This window comes from Methylobacterium sp. D53M (assembly GCF_053345625.1).
The window spans coordinates 772,749-791,100 of sequence record NZ_JBKFAL010000001.1 but is presented as its reverse complement, the minus strand read 5'-3'; the positions used below and the strand labels follow the sequence as shown (position 1 = coordinate 791,100).

At 72.8% G+C, this 18,352-nt stretch carries 19 protein-coding genes; 6 read left to right on the top strand and 13 right to left on the bottom strand.

From position 1 onward, the window contains the following. Positions 1–2: 2 nt before the first annotated feature. A complete protein-coding gene (locus ACLBYG_RS03740; protein ID WP_447680629.1) occupies positions 3–755 on the bottom strand; it encodes a GNAT family N-acetyltransferase in 753 nt (250 codons plus the stop codon). Positions 756–880: 125 nt separating this feature from the next. Here ACLBYG_RS03740 and ACLBYG_RS03735 point away from each other — a divergent pair, with 125 nt between their 5' ends. Then, positions 881–2,308 carry an alpha/beta hydrolase gene (locus tag ACLBYG_RS03735; protein WP_447680628.1) on the top strand — a complete coding sequence of 476 codons (1,428 nt, stop codon included), beginning with the start codon at positions 881–883 and terminating at the stop codon, positions 2,306–2,308. Beyond that, entirely contained in the window at positions 2,305–3,852 is a 1,548-nt protein-coding gene (locus ACLBYG_RS03730; protein ID WP_447680627.1) for a GMC family oxidoreductase, read from the top strand. Before ACLBYG_RS03735 ends, ACLBYG_RS03730 begins: the two co-directional genes overlap by 4 nt. 6 nt (positions 3,853–3,858) lie before the next feature. On the opposite strand, the gene ACLBYG_RS03725 is transcribed toward ACLBYG_RS03730, so the two are convergent. Both ACLBYG_RS03725 and ACLBYG_RS03720 read right to left on the bottom strand, forming a co-directional pair. Next, positions 3,859–4,575, bottom strand: coding sequence for a GNAT family N-acetyltransferase (locus tag ACLBYG_RS03725; protein WP_447680626.1), 717 nt, complete (start codon positions 4,573–4,575; stop codon positions 3,859–3,861). Then, positions 4,572–5,198: an FMN-binding negative transcriptional regulator gene (locus ACLBYG_RS03720; RefSeq protein ID WP_020093444.1), complete on the bottom strand. Its 627-nt coding sequence runs from the start codon at positions 5,196–5,198 to the stop codon at positions 4,572–4,574. The genes ACLBYG_RS03725 and ACLBYG_RS03720 overlap by 4 nt, the downstream gene beginning before the upstream one ends. Before the next feature lie 98 nt (positions 5,199–5,296). Between ACLBYG_RS03720 and pdxR the strand changes: the two genes are divergently transcribed. Further along, positions 5,297–6,802 carry a MocR-like pyridoxine biosynthesis transcription factor PdxR gene (gene pdxR, locus ACLBYG_RS03715; RefSeq protein WP_447680625.1) on the top strand — a complete coding sequence of 502 codons (1,506 nt, stop codon included), beginning with the start codon at positions 5,297–5,299 and terminating at the stop codon, positions 6,800–6,802. Here pdxR and ACLBYG_RS03710 read toward each other — a convergent pair. The 9 genes from ACLBYG_RS03710 to ACLBYG_RS03670 all read right to left on the bottom strand — a co-directional run bounded on the left by ACLBYG_RS03710 (position 6,774) and on the right by ACLBYG_RS03670 (position 15,973). Continuing rightward, positions 6,774–8,033, bottom strand: a complete 1,260-nt coding sequence (locus tag ACLBYG_RS03710; RefSeq protein WP_447680624.1) for a hypothetical protein — start codon at positions 8,031–8,033, stop codon at positions 6,774–6,776. The genes pdxR and ACLBYG_RS03710 overlap by 29 nt on opposite strands. Before the next feature lie 88 nt (positions 8,034–8,121). Further along, on the bottom strand, positions 8,122–9,147 hold the full coding sequence (locus ACLBYG_RS03705; RefSeq protein WP_091679999.1) for an ABC transporter ATP-binding protein: 1,026 nt from the start codon (positions 9,145–9,147) through the stop codon (positions 8,122–8,124). A gap of 8 nt (positions 9,148–9,155) precedes the next feature. Continuing rightward, a complete protein-coding gene (locus tag ACLBYG_RS03700) occupies positions 9,156–10,211 on the bottom strand; it encodes an ABC transporter ATP-binding protein (RefSeq protein ID WP_331326361.1) in 1,056 nt (351 codons plus the stop codon). Beyond that, positions 10,208–11,143 (bottom strand): ABC transporter permease, encoded by a 936-nt coding sequence (locus ACLBYG_RS03695; protein ID WP_020093449.1) that lies wholly within the window; start codon positions 11,141–11,143, stop codon positions 10,208–10,210. Before ACLBYG_RS03695 ends, ACLBYG_RS03700 begins: the two co-directional genes overlap by 4 nt. 14 nt (positions 11,144–11,157) lie before the next feature. Beyond that, positions 11,158–12,111, bottom strand: a complete 954-nt coding sequence (locus ACLBYG_RS03690) for an ABC transporter permease (RefSeq protein ID WP_020093450.1) — start codon at positions 12,109–12,111, stop codon at positions 11,158–11,160. A gap of 160 nt (positions 12,112–12,271) precedes the next feature. Continuing rightward, positions 12,272–13,894, bottom strand: a complete 1,623-nt coding sequence (locus ACLBYG_RS03685) for an ABC transporter substrate-binding protein (RefSeq protein WP_447680623.1) — start codon at positions 13,892–13,894, stop codon at positions 12,272–12,274. A 107-nt stretch (positions 13,895–14,001) separates the two neighbouring features. Next, on the bottom strand, positions 14,002–14,385 hold the full coding sequence (gene hpxZ / locus ACLBYG_RS03680; RefSeq protein ID WP_447680622.1) for an oxalurate catabolism protein HpxZ: 384 nt from the start codon (positions 14,383–14,385) through the stop codon (positions 14,002–14,004). Beyond that, positions 14,382–15,782, bottom strand: a complete 1,401-nt coding sequence (locus ACLBYG_RS03675; protein ID WP_447680621.1) for an AtzE family amidohydrolase — start codon at positions 15,780–15,782, stop codon at positions 14,382–14,384. Before ACLBYG_RS03675 ends, hpxZ begins: the two co-directional genes overlap by 4 nt. Further along, complete coding sequence (locus ACLBYG_RS03670; protein WP_447680620.1) at positions 15,779–15,973, bottom strand: AtzG-like protein; 195 nt, start codon at positions 15,971–15,973, stop codon at positions 15,779–15,781. Before ACLBYG_RS03670 ends, ACLBYG_RS03675 begins: the two co-directional genes overlap by 4 nt. A gap of 770 nt (positions 15,974–16,743) precedes the next feature. Here ACLBYG_RS03670 and ACLBYG_RS03665 point away from each other — a divergent pair. The 3 genes from ACLBYG_RS03665 to ACLBYG_RS03655 all read left to right on the top strand — a co-directional run bounded on the left by ACLBYG_RS03665 (position 16,744) and on the right by ACLBYG_RS03655 (position 17,993). Continuing rightward, entirely contained in the window at positions 16,744–17,124 is a 381-nt protein-coding gene (locus ACLBYG_RS03665) for a DUF6481 family protein (RefSeq protein WP_447680619.1), read from the top strand. A 171-nt stretch (positions 17,125–17,295) separates the two neighbouring features. Then, on the top strand, positions 17,296–17,601 hold the full coding sequence (locus ACLBYG_RS03660) for a hypothetical protein (RefSeq protein ID WP_447680618.1): 306 nt from the start codon (positions 17,296–17,298) through the stop codon (positions 17,599–17,601). Between the two features lie 104 nt (positions 17,602–17,705). Next, positions 17,706–17,993, top strand: a complete 288-nt coding sequence (locus ACLBYG_RS03655) for a hypothetical protein (RefSeq protein ID WP_447680617.1) — start codon at positions 17,706–17,708, stop codon at positions 17,991–17,993. Positions 17,994–18,007: 14 nt separating this feature from the next. Here the strand turns inward: ACLBYG_RS03655 and ACLBYG_RS03650 are convergent, their stop codons facing one another. Further along, positions 18,008–18,214: a hypothetical protein gene (locus ACLBYG_RS03650; protein WP_091680024.1), complete on the bottom strand. Its 207-nt coding sequence runs from the start codon at positions 18,212–18,214 to the stop codon at positions 18,008–18,010. Positions 18,215–18,352: the final 138 nt, after the last annotated feature.

The following is an 18,352-nucleotide window of genomic DNA, read 5'->3' as shown; positions in this document are numbered from 1 at the left end:
TCTCAGCCGGGCTCCGGTCCGACCCGGTAGTGATAGCGGTACAGTTCGCGCTCGAATCCGAGGGCGCTGTAGAGCGCCCGCGCCGGCGTGTTCGCGGCCACGACCTGCAGGCAGGCGGCCCGGGCGCCCTCCCCGCGGCCCCAGCGCAGCAGCGCGCCGACCGCGCGCCGGGCATGGCCGCGGCCGCGCAGGGGTTCGGGCGTCGCCACCGCCTCGATGACCATCAGCTCCCGGTCGAGAACCCCGAAGGCGATGGCGCCGATGCCCCCCTCGGCCGCTGCCGCCGCGAAGGCTCGCGGCAGGGCCAGGGCGGCGACGGTGTCGCGGAACACCCGCGCGGCCGCTTCATCCGCGCGGTTCACCGCGTCGCGCAGGGCCAGCCAGTCCGGCCCGGGCGCCGCGGCGACCGCCACGGCCGGATCGGGCGCAATCGGCAGGTCGTCGAGACCGCGGATCAGCGTGCAGGTCTCGTCGACCACATCGTAATCGCCGCCGGCGAGGAGCGGCTCCATCTGCGGGGCGATGGCCGGCACGCGGAAGATCGGGCGCTGCCCCAGGCGGCCGTAGATCGCGCGCGCCGCCGCGATGGCCGGTCCGGGCGCGCCGCTCCCGCGCATGGGGTTCACGGAATTCTGCCGCTTCGAGCGGCCGCCGGCGGCGCGCAGCAGGTAGCCGTGGACCAGGAGCTCGCGCGGGCTCGGCCAGGCGTTGAGGCAGGCCTCCTCCACGCGCCAGGCCTGTTCGAGATCCACCATCGCCGCCTCCTCCGATACTCCTGATCGCACGCGGCCACGACTCGGCCAATGAGTCCGAGACAAGACTTCGGCCATGCGGCGTCGCGTACGCTTGAAGCATTCCGGCGCCGCGCGATGTCTCGCCTATGTCCGAGCCCGAAGTCCTGTTCTGCCTGCACTTTCTGGGCGGAAGTGCCCGAAGCTGGGAGCGTCTCGCGCGCGCCCTCGACGGGACGCCGTTGACTTGCGTGCCCGTAGACTTGCCGGGCTTCGGCGATGCCGCCGGCACGCCGGGCTACTCTGTCGCCGCCATGGCCGATCACGTGGCCGAGGCCATCCGCGCGCGGGCTCCGGCGCGCTACGCGATTGCCGGCCACAGCATGGGGGCCAAGGTTGCGCTGGCGCTCGCGCGCCGGGCCGAGGATGGCGAGGCGGGGCTGGCGGGGCTCACCGACCTCGTCCTGGTCTCCGGTTCGCCGCCGAGCCCGGAGCCGATCCCGGAGGACCGGCGCGCCGACATGCTTGCTTGGATCGACGCCGATCCCGAGACCCGGCGCCGCGAGGCCGAGGCCTTCGTGCGCGCCAACGTGGGCGACGGCCTGGATCCCGAGAGCGAGGCGCGGGCGGTGGCCGACGTCCTGCGGGCCGAGCCGGCCGCCTGGAAAGCCTGGCTCGAGGAGGGCGCCAACGAGGATTGGTGCCGCCGGGTCGGCGTCCTGCGCACCCCGGCGCTGGTCCTCGCGGGGTCCGAGGATGCCGACCTCGGGCCGGACGCGCAGCGGGCCCTCACGGCGCCCCACCTCGCGCACCATCGTCTCGTCACCGTGGACGGCGTCGGCCACCTCCTGCCGCTGGAGCGGCCCGCGGCCCTGGCCGACCACCTGCGCGCCCATCTCGGTGACCGGCCCCGGCCGCCCGTCGAGGCCGGCCCGGCGGTGCCGCCGGACTACGCGGCGCTGATCGCCTCCGAGCGCGTGAACAGCCGCCTTCGTGAGGCGCTCGCGGAGCGCGCCGCACCGGGCGATCCCGCCTATCGGCCGGCGGCCCTCGACCCGGTGGAACTCGCGATCCTGCGGGCCGCCCTCGCCCGCGTCGTGCCGGTGCCGCACCTCGATCTGGCCGGCCGCCTCGACCGGCGGCTTTCCTCCGGCGACGGGGACGGCTGGCGCTTCTCGGCCCTGCCGCCGGACGCGGAGGCCTACCGCGCCGCCCTTCGGACGCTCGACGCCGCCGCCCGCATCGCCCGCAACCGCCCGTTTGTGACCCTCGACGCGGCCGAGCAGGACGGGCTGCTCACCCTGTGCGCGCGCGCCGCGCTGAAGGTTCCGGAGAGCCTCGGCGGCCGCCTCGACGCCGACCGGATGCGGTTCTGGTTCGAGGATCTCCGCGCCGACGCGGTCCGCCTCTGGCTCGGCCACCCGGCGGCCCTGGCGCGGATCGGCTTCTCGGGCATCGGTGCCGGCGGCGACCGGCCGGGCGAGATCGCGGACGGCCTGCCGGGCTTCCACGCCGTCGGACTCGACGCGCCGGAACCCTGGGAGCCGCGAGCGCTGCGGGCGGAGGCGGGACGATGAACCTCGCGGGGATGCGGACCTACCGCGCGGACGAGGCCGTCGACGCGGTCGTGGTGGGGACCGGCGCCGGCGGCGCGCCGCTCCTCGCGCGCCTCGCCGCGGTGGGGCTGAAGGTCGTGGCCCTGGAGGCCGGACCGAACTTCACCCCGGAGCGCTTCGCCTTCGACGAGACGCTGGCCGACGAGATCTACTGGACCGAGGAGCGGCTGAGCGGCGGCTCGACCCCGGAGGCCTTCGGGGCGAACAACAGCGGGACCGGCGTCGGCGGCTCGACGCTGCACTGGGGCGCCTTCGTGCCACGGGCCGACGCCCGCGACCTCCGACTGCACACGGAGAGCGGCGAAGGGGTCGACTGGCCATTGTCCTACGAGGACCTGCTCCCGTTCTACGAGCGGGTCGAGCGCTTCCTCGGCGTCTCCGGCGCGCAGAGCTATCCGTGGGATGCCGGCCGCCGTTATCCCCTGCCCCCGGTCCCGCGGAACGGGCCGGCGCAGATCATGGCGCGGGCCTGCGAGGCCCGCGGCATCCGGTGGGCGGACGCGCCCGCCGCCGTGGTCTCGCGGGACTTCCAGTCCGAGGACGGGCCCCGCCGCAACGCCTGCATCAATTGCGGCTTCTGCCACCAGGGCTGCCGCACGGGCGCCAAGGCCAGCATGGACGTGACCTACCTGCCCTACGCGGTCGCCCACGGCGCCGAGATCCGGGCCGAAGCCTTCGTCCACGGCCTGGAGCGGGGCGCCGATGGCCGGATCACCGGCGTGGTCTACAGGCAGGACGGCGCGGAGCGGCGGCAGCGCTGCGGCGCCGTCTTCCTCTGCGCCGGGGCGGTCGAGACGCCGCGCCTGCTGCTCCATCTGGGCCTGGCCAATTCCAGCGGCCAGATCGGGCGCAACTACATGGGGCACGTGGCGACCCAGGTCTGGGGCACCTTCGACCACGAGGTGCGCATGAACCGGGGCTATCCGTCCTCGCTGATCACCGAGGACTTCATCCGCGCCGGCGCCGACTTCGCCGGCGGCTACCTGATCCAGAGCCTCGGCGTGGTGCCGGTGACCTTCGGCAACTCGGCGGCGCGGGGGCGCGGCCTGTGGGGGCAGCCGCTGCTCGACTACCTCGACCGCTACAACCACTTCGCCGGCATCGGCATCAACGGCGAGACGCTGCCCTGCGACGCCAACGTGCTGACCCTCGCCGACGAGACTGACGCGCACGGGATGCGCAAGGCCCATATCAGCTTCGGCTACAGCACCAACGAGAACCGCCTCAACGCGCACGCCACGAAGGTCATGCGCGGTCTCTGGGAGGAGGCGGGGGCCGACGACGTCTGGGTGCTGGAGCGCGTCGCCCACACGCTCGGGACCTGCCGGATGGGCCGCGACGGGACGAGCGCCGTCGTCGACCCGCACGGCCGCAGCTTCGACATCGACAACCTGTGGATCTGCGACGGCTCGACCTTCCCGAGCTCGCTCGCGGCGAACCCGGCCCTGACCATCATGGCGCTCAGCCTGCGCAGCGCGGAGGCGTTCCTGGCCGGCAGCCCCTGAGCCTGCTCAGTCCGCGGCGGCGCGCATCTCCGCGAGCCCGCGCCGCTGGCGACCCGCCCCGTCGAAGTTCGACGGGTCCAGCCACGCCGCGAAGCCGGCGCGGACCCGCGGCCACTCGGCATCGGTGATGGAGAACCACGCCGTGTCGCGGGAGCGGCCCTTCACCACCACGGCGTTGCGGAAGATGCCCTCGAAGGTAAAGCCGAGGCGCAGCGCCGCCGCCCGGGACGGGGCGTTCAGGCTGTCGCATTTCCACTCGTAGCGCCGGTAGCCGAGCTCGTCGAAGGCCCGGGCCATCATCAGCGCCATCGCCTCCGTGGCGGCGGGCGCCCGCTGCAGACGCGGGCCGAAATGGAGGTGGCCGACCTCGATCACGCCGTTGGCGGGATCGATCCGGAGATACGAGGCGATCCCGAGGGCGTCGCCGCTCTCGGGATCCAGGATCGCGTGAAACAGCGGGTCCTCGCTCGTCTGCTGCCGCGCGAGGCGCGCCCGGTAGGCCTCCGCGCTCTCCGGCATCTCGTCGCCGAGATAGGTCCAGCCGCGCGTGTCGGGGGCGGCCCTGTAGGTGGCGTAGAGTGCGTCCGCGTGCGCCGCGGCGTCGAGCGGTACGAGCCGGCAGAAGCGGCCCTCCAGGGGCGTGCGCGGCGGAAGCGGGCGCGGGCTCCAGTCCGGTAGCGCCGGGCCGACGGGCTGGCCGAAGCCGTTGAGGCGCGCGCTCACAGCCCGCTCCGCTCGGCGACCAGCCCGGCGAGACCCGCCTCGCCCTCGGCGCGCAGCCCCGCGATGACCCCGTGCCGGTCGGCCTCGGGCCTGTTCTGGCTCATCTTCCACTTCCCCTCGACCCGCGTGATCGGAATCTCGATGCCGATGATGCCCCGAACCTGCGCGGCGACGAACGGCGCCGGCGCGTCCGCGACCGCCCACGGCTCGGCCCGGGACGCCTCGCGCAGGGCGGTGAGGTCGGCGATCTGGCGCCCGAGCCAGTCCGCATCCTCGATCATCCGCGGCCGGCCCCAGGCGTGGACCGTGGCGTAGTTCCACGTCGGGACCACCCGGCCGTGCTCGCGCTTGCTCGCGTACCAGCTCGGCGTGACGTAGCCCTGCGGCCCCTGGAACACGATCAGGCACTCCTCCGCCGCGGCGAGATCCTGACCCTGCGGGTTGGCGCGGGCGAGATGCGCCCGCAGCACCCCGTGGGGACCGTCGTCGTCCAGGAGGAACGGGATCGGGTTGGCGGTCAGGCCACCCGCCCCGGCGGTCACCAGCAGGCCGAGGGGGTTGGCGCGGATCAGCGCGTGCTGCGCGGCGCGTGAATCGTCCCGGAAATGGGGCGGCTGGTACATGGGCCTGTCCTGCGGCGATCTTGCGGATCCGGGCTTGACCGTTCGGCGGTCCAGGCGAAAGGTCCAATTCTCGCACCGCGACTGGACCAGTTCGCCTCATGGCCCGGGCTCCCCTGCCCCTGACGCTCACCCTCGACACCGCGGCCGCGGCGCCGCTGCACGCGCAGCTCCGGGAGGGCCTGCGCGCGGCGATCCTCGAGCGCCGGCTGCCGCGCGGGGCCCGGCTCCCGGCCTCGCGGGTCCTGGCCGCCGACCTCGGCTGCGCGCGCGGGACCGTCGTCCTGGCGCTGGAGCAGCTTACCGCCGAGGGCTACCTGACGGCTCGGCCCGGCTCCGCAACCCGCGTCGCCGCGACCCTGCCGGACGACGCGCTGCCCGCGCCCGGCCCGCTCCGACGCCCGGGGGACGAGCCGGCCCCGACCCTGTCCCGTCGGGGCACCCGCCTCGTGTCCGCGCCGCCGCGGCGCTACATGGCGGGTGCGGACGTGCCCGACGCCTTCGCGCTGGGCAGGCCGGCGCAGGACGCTTTCCCCTTCGAGGTCTGGGGTCGCCTGCTCCAGGCCGAGTGGCGCCACGGCCCGACCGAGCGGCCGGACCCGCGCGGCTCGCCGGCCCTGCGCGGCGCCATCGCCGCCTACCTGGCGCAGGCGCGCGGCGTCGCCTGCGAGGCCGACGACGTCATCGTCACCGCGGGTATCCGACAGAGCCTGCGCCTGCTCGCCGAGCTGCTCCTCGATCCCGGCGAGACCGCCCTGGTGGAGGAGCCCGGCTTCCCGGGCATCGCGCAGGCCCTCGCCGGCGCCGGCCTGAACCCCATCCCCGTCCCGGTCGGTCCCGGGGGCCTGCCGGTGGCCCTGGCCGCCGCGGGGGCGCCCGGCGCGCGGCTCGCGGTGGTGACGCCGGCCCACCATTACCCCCTCGGGCACGCCATGAGCCTGGAGAACCGCCTCGACCTGCTGGCCTGGGCCGAGGCGGTCTCGGGCTGGATCGTGGAGGACGATTACGACGGCGCCTACCGCTACGCCGGACGCCCGCTCGCGCCGCTGCGCGCCCTCGATCGCGGCGGCCGGGTGATCTACGTCGGCAGCTTCTCGAAGCTGCTGCTGCCCGCCCTCGGCCTGAGCTACCTCGTCCTGCCCCGCGGCCTCGTCGCGCCGGTCAATCAGGCGCTGGCCGAGACCGGTCCCGCCCCGCCCGGGATCGGCCAGTGGGCGCTGGCGCGCTTCATCGAGGACGGCCACCTCGCCGGCCATCTGCGCCGGACGCGCCGCCTCTACGCCCTGCGCCAGGAGGCGCTGATCGAGGCCGCGCGCCGCCACGCCGGGGACGTCGCGGCGATCGCCGCCATGGAAGGCGGGATGCACGTCATCGCCCGGCCGGGGCCGGCCTGGCGCCCGGCCCTCACCGACGTGGCCGCCGCGGCGGCGCTCGGCCGCGCGGGGATCTCGGCGGTCGCGCTCTCGGCCTACCACGCCGGTCCGGCGGAGCCGGGCCTGCTCCTCGGCTACGCCGCCGTGCCCGAGCGGGCGATCGAGCCGGCGGTGCGGCGCATGGCGGAGGCCCTGCGGGCGGCGGTCAGTGGAGGATCGCGCCCGTCTCCATGAACCGGTTCAGCCGCTCGACCAGCGGCGCGACCATCACCCGCTCGTACTGCGGCAGCAATCCGCGCCGCGCGTGGGCCACGTTGGCCTCGGCCTGCTCCCGGGCGAGGCGATGCCAGCGCGCCCGGTCGTCCCGGCACGCGGCCCAGGCGCGCTCGATCGACTGGAACACGAGCGGCAGCCGCTCGGCCGGGTCGGACACGAGGTCGTAGTGGTGGTCGATCAGGCCGCCGAAGGTCTCGAAGCCCAGCTCGGACAGCCGCGCGACGGCGCGCGGCGCGCCCACCGTCACGAAGGGCAGGCCCGTCGCCGCCGCCTTGATCGACTTCTCGGTGATCCGCTCGACGCCCGGCTCGAAGAAGTCGGTCTCCGAGATGACAGTCAGGTCGCACGCCGCGTAGGCCTGGGTGTCGAGGGTCATGACCATGTCGGTGCCCTGATCGGCATCGATCCGCCGCGCCCGGCGCGGGATCCAGCTGCCGACATCGGCGAGCAGCGGCCCGAAGGCCGCCTCGATCTCCGGCGGGGCGTGGAAGACGTCGATGCCGCCCGCCTTCGGGTTGTCCTCGCCGATGCCGTGGAAGGAGATCAGCCCGTCGCGGTCCAGCCCGGCGAGCTGGAACCAGCGGTAGAGCAGCACCCGGTGCCAGCGCAGGGCCGCGTTCTGGCAGAGGAACCGGGCCGGGCCGGCGGCGCGGGCGAAGGGCGCGTAGCCGGTGCGGTCGAGGGGGTGCTGGGGGAAGAGCCGCGGACCCTCGGCGTCGTCCAGCCAGAGGGCGACCTGGAGCGGGAAGAACTCGAAGGTCCAGAACCGCAGGCCCTCGCCGTAGAGGCGCTCGTAGTCGAGCCGCAGCAGCCGGTTCTGCGTGACCAGGATCACCCGCTCGCGCGGGATCCCGCGGTCTTCGAGGTTCCGGTGCAGCGCTTCGAAGGTCGGCGCGTGCAGGCCCGGCCCCTCGTTCGAGAGGTCGAGGAGCAGCGCGGCGCGCCCGGCGCGGAGGTTCTCGGCGTCCCCCGGTTCGAGGAGGTCGAGGCGCCCGTTCGCCTCCGGGAAGCCCAGACGCACGAAATCGAGGACCGGCAGGCAGAGGACGTGGTTCGCCGGGCCGGGTTGGGCGGTGACGGTGACCCGCTTGCCCAGCCAACCGAGCGCCGCCGGCAGGAAGTGCCCGGCCTCGCCCCGGGGCACAAGCAGGATCTCGGACGGGACTGGCCCGGATTGGACTTGGCTCATCGTGACGCCCGCGCGGCCGGTTCGGACGCGGTCCGCCGCCGCGGGACCGCGCCGAGCCGGATAAAGCCTCGGCGCGGGTGCGTCGAGGTCAGGCCGGGACCGGCTCGGCGGCGCGCACCGGTGTCGGCCCGGCCCGGTACGCCGCCGAGGCCTCCTCGGTCCGCCAGCAGGCGACGCGGTGGCCGGGGGCGATCTCGACGACCGGCGGCATCTCCCGGCGGCAGCTTTCCTCGGCCAGGAAGCAGCGCGGCGCGAACGGGCAGCCCGGCGGGCGGTTGGCGAGGTCGGGCGGGCTGCCGGGGATGGTCTGGAGCCGGGAGCCCTTGGCGAGCGCCCCCTCGGCCCGGCTGCGCAGCAGGCCGATCGTGTAGGGATGGTGCGGGTTCAGGACCACCTGATGCGCCGTGCCGGTCTCGACGATCTTGCCCGCGTACATCACGGCGATCCGGTCAGCGACCTCGACCGCCGCGCCGAGATCGTGGGTGACGATCACGATCGACAGGCCGAGGTCGCGCTGCAGCTCGCGGAGCAGCAGCAGCACCTGGATCTGCACCGTGGCGTCGAGCGCCGTGGTCGGCTCGTCGGCGAGCAGGACTTGCGGCCGGCAGGCCAGCGCCAGCGCGATCATGGCCCGCTGGCGCATGCCCCCCGACATCTCGTGCGGGTAGTTGTCGAGCCGCCGCTCCGGGCTCGGGATCCGCACCCGCTCGAACAGGGCGAGCGCCCGCTTCCGCGCCGCGTCCTTGGAGATCGTCTCGTGGCGCAGGATCGCCTCGGTGATCTGCCGGCCGACCGTGTAGACCGGGTCGAAGGCGAGCAGCGGCTCCTGGAAGATCATCGAGACGTCGCCGCCGCGGAAATCGGCGAGCTGGCGCCGGGTCAGCGCCTGCACGTCCTTGCCGGCGGCCCGGATGCCGCCCTCGATCCGGCTGCGCCCCTCCGGGAACAGCCGCAGGATCGCCCGCAGGGTGACGCTCTTGCCGGAGCCGGATTCGCCGATGAGCGCCAGCGCCTGACCGCGCTCCAGGCTCAGGTCGACGCCGTCGACGACCTGCACCTTGCCGAAGGCGACGCGCAGGTTCTCGAGGGCGACCGCGGGTTCTGAACCGGACATCGGGGTGCTCATGCTGCCAGCGCGCCCGCGGGCGCCGCGGAGTGGCCGGAACCCGGCTGGCGGGCGAGGCAGGCGACGCGGTGCAGCGGCCGGATCGTGTCGAGGGGCGGCTCCGTCCGGCCGCAGACGTCCTCCGCCAGGGCGCAGCGCGGGTGGAAGCGGCAGCCCGACGGCGGGTCGATCGGGTTCGGCGGGTCGCCCGCGAGCAGCGCCGCCTGGGTGCGGTTGTCGGGATCGAGCGACGGCATCGAGGCGAGCAGCGCCTCGGTGTAGGGGTGCGCCGGCGCGTCGAGCACCGTGTCGGAGGGGCCGATCTCGGAGACCCGGCCGAGATACATCACCATCACCCGGTCGGAGATGAAGCGCACGACGTTCAGGTCGTGGCTGATGAAGATGTAGGTCAGGCCGAACTCGGCCTTCAGGTCGAGGAGCAGGTTCAGGACCTGCGCCTCGACCGACTTGTCGAGCGCCGAGACCGCCTCGTCGAGGAGCACCAGCCGCGGCTCCAGGGCGAGCGAGCGGGCGATGTTCACCCGCTGGCGCTGGCCGCCGGAGATCTCGTGCGGGTAGCGGCCGGCGAAGCGCTTCGGCTCCAGCCCGACCCGGGCGAGCAGCCCGCGGGCGCGCTCCACCGCCTCGCGGGCGGGCACGCCGTTGACCTTCGGGCCGAAGGCGATCGACTGCTCGACGGTCATGCGCGGGTTGAGGGACGCGTAGCTGTCCTGGAACACCATCTGGGCCTGGCGGCGGTAGGACCGCCAGGGCATGGCGCGCTCGCCGACCGGCTGGCCGTCGTACAGCATGGTGCCGGAATCGCGCTCGATCAGGCCCATCAGCAGCTTGGCGGTCGTCGACTTCCCGCAGCCGGATTCGCCGACGATGCCGAGCGTCTCGCCCTTCAGGACATCGAAATCGACGCCGTCGACCGCGCGGACAACCTGCTTCTTGCCCCCGGCCTTGCGGACCGGGAAGTGCTTGACGAGGCCGGAGACCGACAGGAGCGGCTGGCCGGGTCCGCCGCGGTCGCGGGCGAACGGGTCGGGGGCGTCCGGGATGACGCTCACTGGCGAATCTCCATGGCGGACCGGAGCCCGTCCGAGAACAGGTTGAAGGCGATCGAGACGATGAAGATGCAGACGCCCGGGAGGGCGGCCACGACCGGATTGACGTAGATCGCGGTGCGCAGGGTGTTGAGCATCAGGCCCCATTCGGGCTCGGGCGGGCGCACGCCGAGGCCGAGGAACGAGAGGCCGGAGGCCAGGATCATCGAGACCGAGATCAGGCTGGTCGCGTAGACGAAGATCGGCCCGACGACGTTGCCGAGCACCTGCACGCGCATGATCGTCAGGGCCGAGGCGCCCGACAGCTTGGCGGCGTCGATGTAGTCGCGCTTGCGGATGCCCGTGGTGACGCTCTCGGCGACGCGGGCGATCTGGGGCACGAACACGCAGGTCAGCGACACGATCGAGTTGAAGATGCCGGCGCCGAGCGCCCCGGACAGCGCGATGGCCAGCAGCACCGACGGGAAGGCGAAGAAGACGTCGATGGTGCGCATCAGGATCGTGTTGGTCCAGCCGCCGACGTAGCCGGCGAGGATCCCGATCGCGGAGCCGATCACGAAGGCGATCAGCACCGGCGTGACGCCGATGAACAGCGACAGCCGCGAGCCCAGCATCAGCCGGCTGATCATGTCGCGGCCGAGCTCGTCGGATCCGAGCCAGTAGGTGGCGTCGCCGACGTGCCTGAGGCGGCGCAGCATGGAGCCCTTGTAGGGGTCCATCGGGGTGATCCAGGGCGAGAGGATCGCGATCAGCACGACGATCAGGATCACGGCGCCCGCGCCCATGGCGACGGGGTCGCGCACGAGCCGGTGGCCGACATGGCCCCAGAAGCCCCGCGACGGGGCGAAGGCGGCCTCGGGCCCGTGGGTCACGTCCTCGGCGGCGAGGACGCCGCCGTCGAGGGCCACGGAGGCCGCGGTGACGGGAACGGTCATCGTCGGGCTCCGGCTCAAGCGCGCTCGATGCGCGGGTCGAGGGCGGTCTGCATCACGTCCACCAGCAGGTTGAGGAGCACGAAGAACATCGCCAGCACGAGGATCGAGCCCTGGAGCAGGGGCAGGTCGCGCTGGAAGATCGCGGCGTTGAGAAGGAAGCCGGTGCCCGGCCACGCGAACACGGTCTCGACCAGGATCGAGCCGCCGAGCAGGTAGCCGAGCTGCAGGCCCATGATGGCGAGCGCGGTCGGGGCGGCGTTGCGAACGACGTGGCGGAACACGCCGCGCTCGTCCATGCCCTTGGCGCGCAGGGCCTCGACGAAGTCCTGGGACAGGATGTCGGCCACCAGCGCCCGGACCGTGCGGGCGATGATGCCCATCGGGATCACCGACATCGTGATGGCCGGCAGGATCAGGTAGCGCAGGTGCTCGAAGTCGGGCCGCCAGTTGCCGGAGCCGTCGGGCCCGGCCCCGGTGGGCGGCAGCCAGCCGAGATTGGCCGAGAACACGATCACCAGGACCATGCCGAGCCAGTAGTGCGGCACGCTCACGCCGAAGACCGACACGGCCGAGGCGGCCCGGTCGGCCAGCGAGTTGCGGTGATAGCCCGCCACGAAGCCGAACAGGGTACCGAAGGTGAAGCCGATCACGGTCGCCACCGAAGCGAGGATCAGCGAGTTCACCACGGCGCGGCTGACCTCGCCGAGCACCGGGCGGCCGGTGGCGATGGAGGTGCCGAGATCGCCGTGCAGCACGTGCCAGAGCCAGATCAGGTACTGGACCGGCAGGGGCTTATCGAAGCCGTAGGCCGACCGCATCTCGTCGATGGTGGCCTGGGTGGCGTCGGCGGGCAGGACCGCGCTCAGGGGATCGCCCGGGGCGAGGTGGACGAGGAGGAAGCAGACGACGCTGACCCCGAACGCCACGGGCGTCACGTAGACCAGTCGTTTGAGGATGTAGAGCAGCATTCAAGGGCCTGTTGTCTACTCAGCCGAGACTATTCCCCTCCCCCTTGTGGGGAGGGGTCAGGGGTGGGGGTGGTTCAGGAGGCACCGCAACGCTCTATCCTGCACCACCCCCACCTCCGGCTCCTCCCCACAAGGGGGAGGAGAGAGGCGCCCCGTTACGCTACCGCCCCGCCGAGGCGATGGTAATCTTCGAGAAGTCCTGGAACCAGTTCTGCGCCTGGACGAAGCCCTTCACCTTGGGGCTCATCGCGCGCGGATTGACGTCGTGCGTGATCATGATGAACAGCGCGTCGTCGACGTACTTCTCGTGGACCTTCTCCAGGACCTTCGTCTGCTCGGCCTTGTCGAAGGTGTTGCGGACCTGATCGAACAGCTTGTCCATCGCCGGATCGCAGTAATAGCCCCAGTTCGTGCCGTTCGGCGGCGCGAAGTTGCACTGCAGGTGGCGGATGAAGCCGGTGAACGGGTCCTGGATGAAGTACGAGTAGTTGATCGCCGAGACGCCGCGGGAGATGTCGGCCTTGGCCCCGGCCCGCCAGATGTTGATCAGCGTGTTCCACTCCACGACCTCGTAATCGACCTGGATGCCCACGTCGGCGAGGTTCTGCTGCACGAACTCGTTCATCGGCAGCGGCTGCATCTGCCCCGAGCCGGAGGCCGAGATCGCGACCATCAGCTTCAGGGGCTTGGCCGGGCTGTAGCCCGCCTCGGCCAGCAGCTTCTTGGCGGCGTCCGGGTCGTACTTGATGTCGAAGGTCGGGTGGCCGAACCACTGGTGGCCGGGCGGCATGAAGCCCTTGGCGGGGATCGCGAGGCCGCCGAGCAACTCCTTCAGCCCGTCACGGTCGATGGCGAGGTTGGCGGCCTTGCGGACGCGGATGTCGTTCCAGGGCGAGCCCTCGACCCGCGACAGGTGCCACGTCCAGTTATGCGGATAGGCGTTGGTGACGATGGTGAAGCCGGCGCTCTTCAGCGAGGCTACGGAATCGGGTGCCGGCGCCTCGATCCAGTCGACCTGACCGGAGCGCAGGGCGGCCGTCCGGGCGTTGGCCTCCGGCAGCGGGATCAGCACGAGCTTGTCGAGCTTCGGCACGCGGTCCTTGTCCCAGTACTCCTTGAACGGCACCATCTCGGCGCGCTCGCGCGGGGCGAACAGGGTCAGTTTCCACGGGCCGGTGCCCGAGGGCTGCTTGGCGAAGGCGTCCCAGGATTTTCCGAGCTTTTCCCATTGGGCCGGCGACGACATCATGATCCAGGCGATCTGATAGGGCAGCGTCGCGTCGGGGGCCTTGGTGGTGATCTCGACGGTCAGCGGGTCGACCACCCGGTAGCTCGCGACAGCCGGGATGCGGGTCTTGCCCTGCGCGGACTGGCGCGGGTCGTATTGCGGCGCGTCGGCCTTCAGGAGCTTGTCGAGGTTCCAGACCACCGCGTCGGCGGTGAAGTCCGAGCCGTCGTGGAATTTCACGCCCGGCCGGAGCTTGAAGGTCCACTTGGTCTTGTCGGTGGCGTCGACGCCCCAGCTGGTGGCGAGCCCCGGCACGAGGTCGGAGGCCAGCTCGGCGCTCGACAGGTCCCAGTTGATGAGGCCGTCGTAGACCGTGTAGCCCATGAACCGCATACCCTCGCCGCCGTTGTCGGTCTGGCCGGTGGTCAGCGGGATGTCGGAGGCGGTCATGCCGATCCGCAGCGTCCCCTGCGCGAGGGCAGCGGTGCTCGCGGAGAGCGCCAGGGCACCGGCCAGCGCCGCACGGGCGCCGAGTTTTCTCAGACGGGACAGCATCTTGGGTCGGGTACTCGCGTTGGTCCGCGCCAGACGGCGCGGAATACGCTCGACCGTATGCAAGCCCGCGGCCACACGCCCCCGCCGGGGCGCGGGCCGCTCCGCGGCTAGTCCGCGTCGATCAGGCTCACGTGGGCTGCGACCACCCGCCAGCCCTCCGGGAAGCGCGCCCAGGTCTGGCTCTGGCGACCGATCTTCCCCGGTGCGTTGGCGCGGGTGAACAGCGTCATCGCGGTGGCGAAGTCGCGCCCGTAGGTGGTGATCTGCGTCCGCGCCAGGGTCCGCTCCAGGCCCACCGGGGAGCGGGCCCGGCGGAAGGCGCGGATCGCGTCCATGCCGTAGAGGTTCTCGCCGATCCCGTAGCGGATGGTCAGCGGATCGTCCCGGAACAGCGCCTCCAGGGTCGGGACGTCGTTGGTGGTCAGCGCCGTCTCGTAGGCCCGGAACGCGGCCTCGACCTCGGCCTTCACGGCGGGATCGTCGATGATCATCGGTCAAGCTCCGCGATGGGCGCCGCGCTGACGCCGGTCCGTTCGAGATGGCGCGCCGCGCGCAGGACGAGATCCTCGCGCCAGGGGGCGGCGATGATCTGGACCCCCAGCGGCAGACCGGCGTCGAGCCGGACCGGCGCCGCCACGACCGGGAGGCCGATGAAGCTGACCGGCTGCGTGAACACGCCGATATTGGCGCGCACCGGCAGCGTCACGCCGTCGAGGACGAAGTGGGTCTGGCCGCCCCGCGGCGCGCGGCAGGGCGTGGCCGGGGCCAGGATCACGTCGACGGTCTCGAACAGCTCCAGCACCCGCGCCCGGTACCAGCGGCGGAACCGCTGCGCCCGCTCCACGTGGGGCGCCGGGATCATCGCCCCGGCGATCAGCCGGTCGCGCACCGCCGGGTCGAAATCCTGCGGCCGGGTGCGCAGACGGTCGAGGTGGAGCGTGGCGCCCTCCGCGGCGGTGATCAGGTAGGCGGCCGCGCGGGCGCGGTGCGCCTCCGGCAACTCGACGGTGCGCCGCGCGCCGAGCGCCTCGGCGGCGCGCGCCACCGCCGCGAAGGCTTCCGGATCGCCGTTGCGGGCGAAATGGCCGCCGGCCACCGCGACGCGCAGGCCGTCGATCCCCGCCTCGAGCCGCGGCAGGACCGGCTCCGCCGGGCGGAGCGTCGCCACCGGATCGTCCGGATCGGGGCCCTGCATGGCGTCGTAGGCGAGCGCGAGATCGGTCACGCTCCGGGCCATCGGCCCGAGGTGGTCGAGGCTGCCCACGAAGGGGAAGCTCCCCGCGCGGGTCAGCCGGCCGTAGGTCGGCTTGAGGCCGAAGCAGCCGCAGAACGCGGCGGGGACACGGATCGAGCCGTTCGTGTCCGAGCCCAGCGTGAGCGGCACCATCCCGGCGGCGATGGCCGCGCCCGAGCCGCCCGACGAGCCGCCGGTCATGTGATCCAGGGCGTGCGGGTTGTGGGCGTCGCCGTCGTGGATGTTCTCGCCGGTGAAGTCGTAGGCGTACTCACCCATGTTGAGGGCGCCGACGAGGATCGCCCCCGCGGCCTCCAGGCGCCGGACCAGGGCGCCGTCCCGCTCGGCCGGCGGCCGCTCCCGGTTGATCTTCGATCCGGCGCGGGTCGGCAGGCCGTCGATGTCGATCAGGTTCTTCACCGCGAACGGCACGCCGGCCAGCGGGCCCGGCGACGCCCCGTCGCGGCGCGCCGCGTCCTGCGCGTCGGCCCGGGCCAGGGCGCGGGCGGACAGCACGTCGGTGAAGGCGCCGACCCGGTCGTTGAGGCGCCCGATCCGGTCGAGCGCCGCCGTGACGGCCTGCCGCGCGGTGGTCCGGTCATCGGCGATCGCTGCGGCGATCGCCGTTGCCGTCGAGGGATCGCTCGCGCTCACGCTTCGAACCTCGGGGCCGCGTCGATCTCGTCGGCGAGCGGGAAGGCCTCCACCAGCTCGGCCGCCGCGGCCAGGACGCGCAGATTCGCGGTCACCGGGGCGATCCACGCGGGATCGAGGGTGAGCCCGAGATGGGCCGCCGCGGCCGCGGCGTAACTCTCGGGATCGTACGGGGGGCGGGTCTCGGACATGGAACTCCTCCGGCCGATCGCGCGGGACGCGATCGATCGCGGCAAGCAGGCCCTGTGCCGCGAGCCCGCGCGCAGTGCCGCGAACCAGCGCGCTCGCGTGCCTAGATCATAGGCAGGCAGGGACGTGCTGGCGATGGATTCGATGCGCTCCGATCCGCGTGCACAAGAATTAGGCGGCGGCGGAAGAGCGGTTTCCGGGCACGCCCGCGCGCCGAAGCGGAAGCGCGCCCCCCCCCCGCGGGATCGAAGGTCCGGCGACGAATACGCTGTCGATTTTGCAGGTCTGCTTTGCGATGAAAGTATAGGTCCGTCCAGCGGACAGGTGCGCCACGGGCGCCGGGCGAACACGAATCTTGTCTTCGCCCGGCGCGCGACCCATCTAGGGCTGGCAGGCAAGTCCAGGGGATGGATGCGCGCCCACCTGTCGAGCACCGAAGCCCCTGCCGGCCGCCGGCCTGAGGTATTTCCGCACCGCGGGTCGAAACTCTTACAGAGTGGGCCGGGATTGTCGCTGGACCGACCGCCTGCGCAGGTCTCGCCGATTGCATCTCGCGTGAAGCTCTGATTAAGGGCTCTGCGATCTTCGAACAATGGTCCGACCCGAGCGTTCAGACGCAGGCCGAACGCTCGGGTCGGACCATCGGTACAGCCGGTGGATCGGTGCGGTTCCGGGGCGCGGGGATGGCGTCGGAACCTGCAGACTCCGTACGTGCCCGGCCCCGCCGGATGTCCCCGCGACACGCGAGACGTACCCAACTGAGAAAGGTCAGATGAGCGCATTCGACTACAGGAATTTCGACGACCGTCGCCAGAACTCGCAGAACGCCAAGGCCGCCCTGCTGGCCAAGTTCAAGGCTCGCCCCGCGGCCGATGACCCCGAGGTGATCGCCAAGGCGAAGGCCCGCGCCGAGGTCGCCAAGGCCCGCGAGGAGCGCTCCCGCGAGCGCGAGGCTGCCCGGATCGCCGCCGAGCGGAAGGCCGCCGAGGAAAAGCGGCAGCGGGAGGAGGCGGAACTCGCCGCCCAGATCGCCCGCGAGGCCGCCGAGCTGGCCGCCGCGCAGGAGCGCAAGTCGGCCGACCTGGCCGCCAAGAAGGCCCAGCGCGACGCGCGCTACGCGGCCCGCAAGGCGAAGGTCAAGACCAAGCGCTAAGCGCAGGCCGTCGGCTCACCCGAGCTTCGGACGCCCACGACGCCCGCCCCTAAGGCGGGCGTCGTCGCGTTCGGGGGAGCGTGTCCGCACGCGGCAACCAACGCGCGCGGCAACGCGTTGAGGGCGGCCGAACCGCGACGCGCCCGTCCGGCGCGGGCAGCCGAGGCCGCGATGCTTTCCCGATCCCGACAGGTTCTCCCCGCGGTCCTCGTCCTCGCCGCCCTGTCCGGCGCCGTCGCGCCCCGGACGGCCCGCGCGCAGGGGGCGGACTCGGTGATGGCCTGCGAGACGCTGATCGCCGCCCGGCGGATCGACGCTGCCTCTGGCAGCAGTGGCCCCGCCCCCGCGGAGGCCGGCTGTCGGCGAATCCCGCGCAGCGCGATCGGCACCGTGGAGCAGCGGGCCCTGATCGGCGGGGCGCCCTACGAGTGCCTGACCGTCGCCGGCGGGGGGCCGTGCCGCTGGATCGTGCCCTGACGCGAAGGCTGTCGATTATTGCCGGAGCCCGCACTCTGACCAAGCTTCACGGGTGATCGAGACGCTCTATCTATGTCTCGAGCGAGTGAGGTCCGAACGTTAGTATGCCGAGTACCCTGGCAAGCACGCGCGTATCGATCGTGGCAGCGACCTGGATCGTCTCGGCCCTGGCCTGCGGGGCCGCCCGCGCGGAGCCGCCGATCCGGAGCCAGGAGGACGCGGCCTGCCGCAACGAGGCCCGCGCGAAGGTGTTCTCGGCGCCCAACCCGCAGGGTCTTGAACTCGAGGAGATCGGGCGCCGGATCTACTTCGCCTGCATGGACCGCGTCGCGAAGGCGGCCGCACCGGCGGCGAAGCGGGGTGGCCGGCGCCATCGGCACCGGCGGCATTGACCCGCGACGCGGGGTCAGGCGTCGAGCGGCGCGCCGATCCGGGCGCGGAGCCGCAGCCGCAGGGCCTCGTTACCGCCTTCGGCATCGAGGGCGGCCATCAGGCGGAGCAGCTGGCTGAGCGGGGTCGACCGGCTCTCGACCGCGTCGGCGATCTGCTCCGGCAGCGACTTGGCGACCGGTACGAAGCGCGGTGCCGGGCCGGCCTGGTGAGTCTGGGGCATGCGAGGCGCTCGTCCTTCGAAGGAGTCCAGATTGGCGGGCGGGTCGCTACGCCTTTCGATCGACGGGCACCAGTCCTTTTCGCGTGAATACGTAGCCGGCATCGCTCCGCGTCACCGCGCTGCAACAGCGTGGCGGGA

Coding starts and splice junctions, on each gene's coding strand:
- ACLBYG_RS03665 (WP_447680619.1), top strand. CDS start 16,744: ATGAGCGCATTCGACTACAGGAATTTCGACGACCGTCGCCAGAACTCG.
- ACLBYG_RS03740 (WP_447680629.1), bottom strand. CDS start 755: ATGGTGGATCTCGAACAGGCCTGGCGCGTGGAGGAGGCCTGCCTCAAC.
- ACLBYG_RS03695 (WP_020093449.1), bottom strand. CDS start 11,143: ATGACCGTTCCCGTCACCGCGGCCTCCGTGGCCCTCGACGGCGGCGTC.
- pdxR (WP_447680625.1), top strand. CDS start 5,297: ATGGCCCGGGCTCCCCTGCCCCTGACGCTCACCCTCGACACCGCGGCC.
- ACLBYG_RS03735 (WP_447680628.1), top strand. CDS start 881: ATGTCCGAGCCCGAAGTCCTGTTCTGCCTGCACTTTCTGGGCGGAAGT.
- ACLBYG_RS03730 (WP_447680627.1), top strand. CDS start 2,305: ATGAACCTCGCGGGGATGCGGACCTACCGCGCGGACGAGGCCGTCGAC.
- hpxZ (WP_447680622.1), bottom strand. CDS start 14,385: ATGATCATCGACGATCCCGCCGTGAAGGCCGAGGTCGAGGCCGCGTTC.
- ACLBYG_RS03660 (WP_447680618.1), top strand. CDS start 17,296: ATGCTTTCCCGATCCCGACAGGTTCTCCCCGCGGTCCTCGTCCTCGCC.
- ACLBYG_RS03690 (WP_020093450.1), bottom strand. CDS start 12,111: ATGCTGCTCTACATCCTCAAACGACTGGTCTACGTGACGCCCGTGGCG.
- ACLBYG_RS03705 (WP_091679999.1), bottom strand. CDS start 9,147: ATGTCCGGTTCAGAACCCGCGGTCGCCCTCGAGAACCTGCGCGTCGCC.
- ACLBYG_RS03670 (WP_447680620.1), bottom strand. CDS start 15,973: ATGTCCGAGACCCGCCCCCCGTACGATCCCGAGAGTTACGCCGCGGCC.
- ACLBYG_RS03710 (WP_447680624.1), bottom strand. CDS start 8,033: ATGAGCCAAGTCCAATCCGGGCCAGTCCCGTCCGAGATCCTGCTTGTG.
- ACLBYG_RS03685 (WP_447680623.1), bottom strand. CDS start 13,894: ATGCTGTCCCGTCTGAGAAAACTCGGCGCCCGTGCGGCGCTGGCCGGT.
- ACLBYG_RS03650 (WP_091680024.1), bottom strand. CDS start 18,214: ATGCCCCAGACTCACCAGGCCGGCCCGGCACCGCGCTTCGTACCGGTC.
- ACLBYG_RS03720 (WP_020093444.1), bottom strand. CDS start 5,198: ATGTACCAGCCGCCCCATTTCCGGGACGATTCACGCGCCGCGCAGCAC.
- ACLBYG_RS03655 (WP_447680617.1), top strand. CDS start 17,706: ATGCCGAGTACCCTGGCAAGCACGCGCGTATCGATCGTGGCAGCGACC.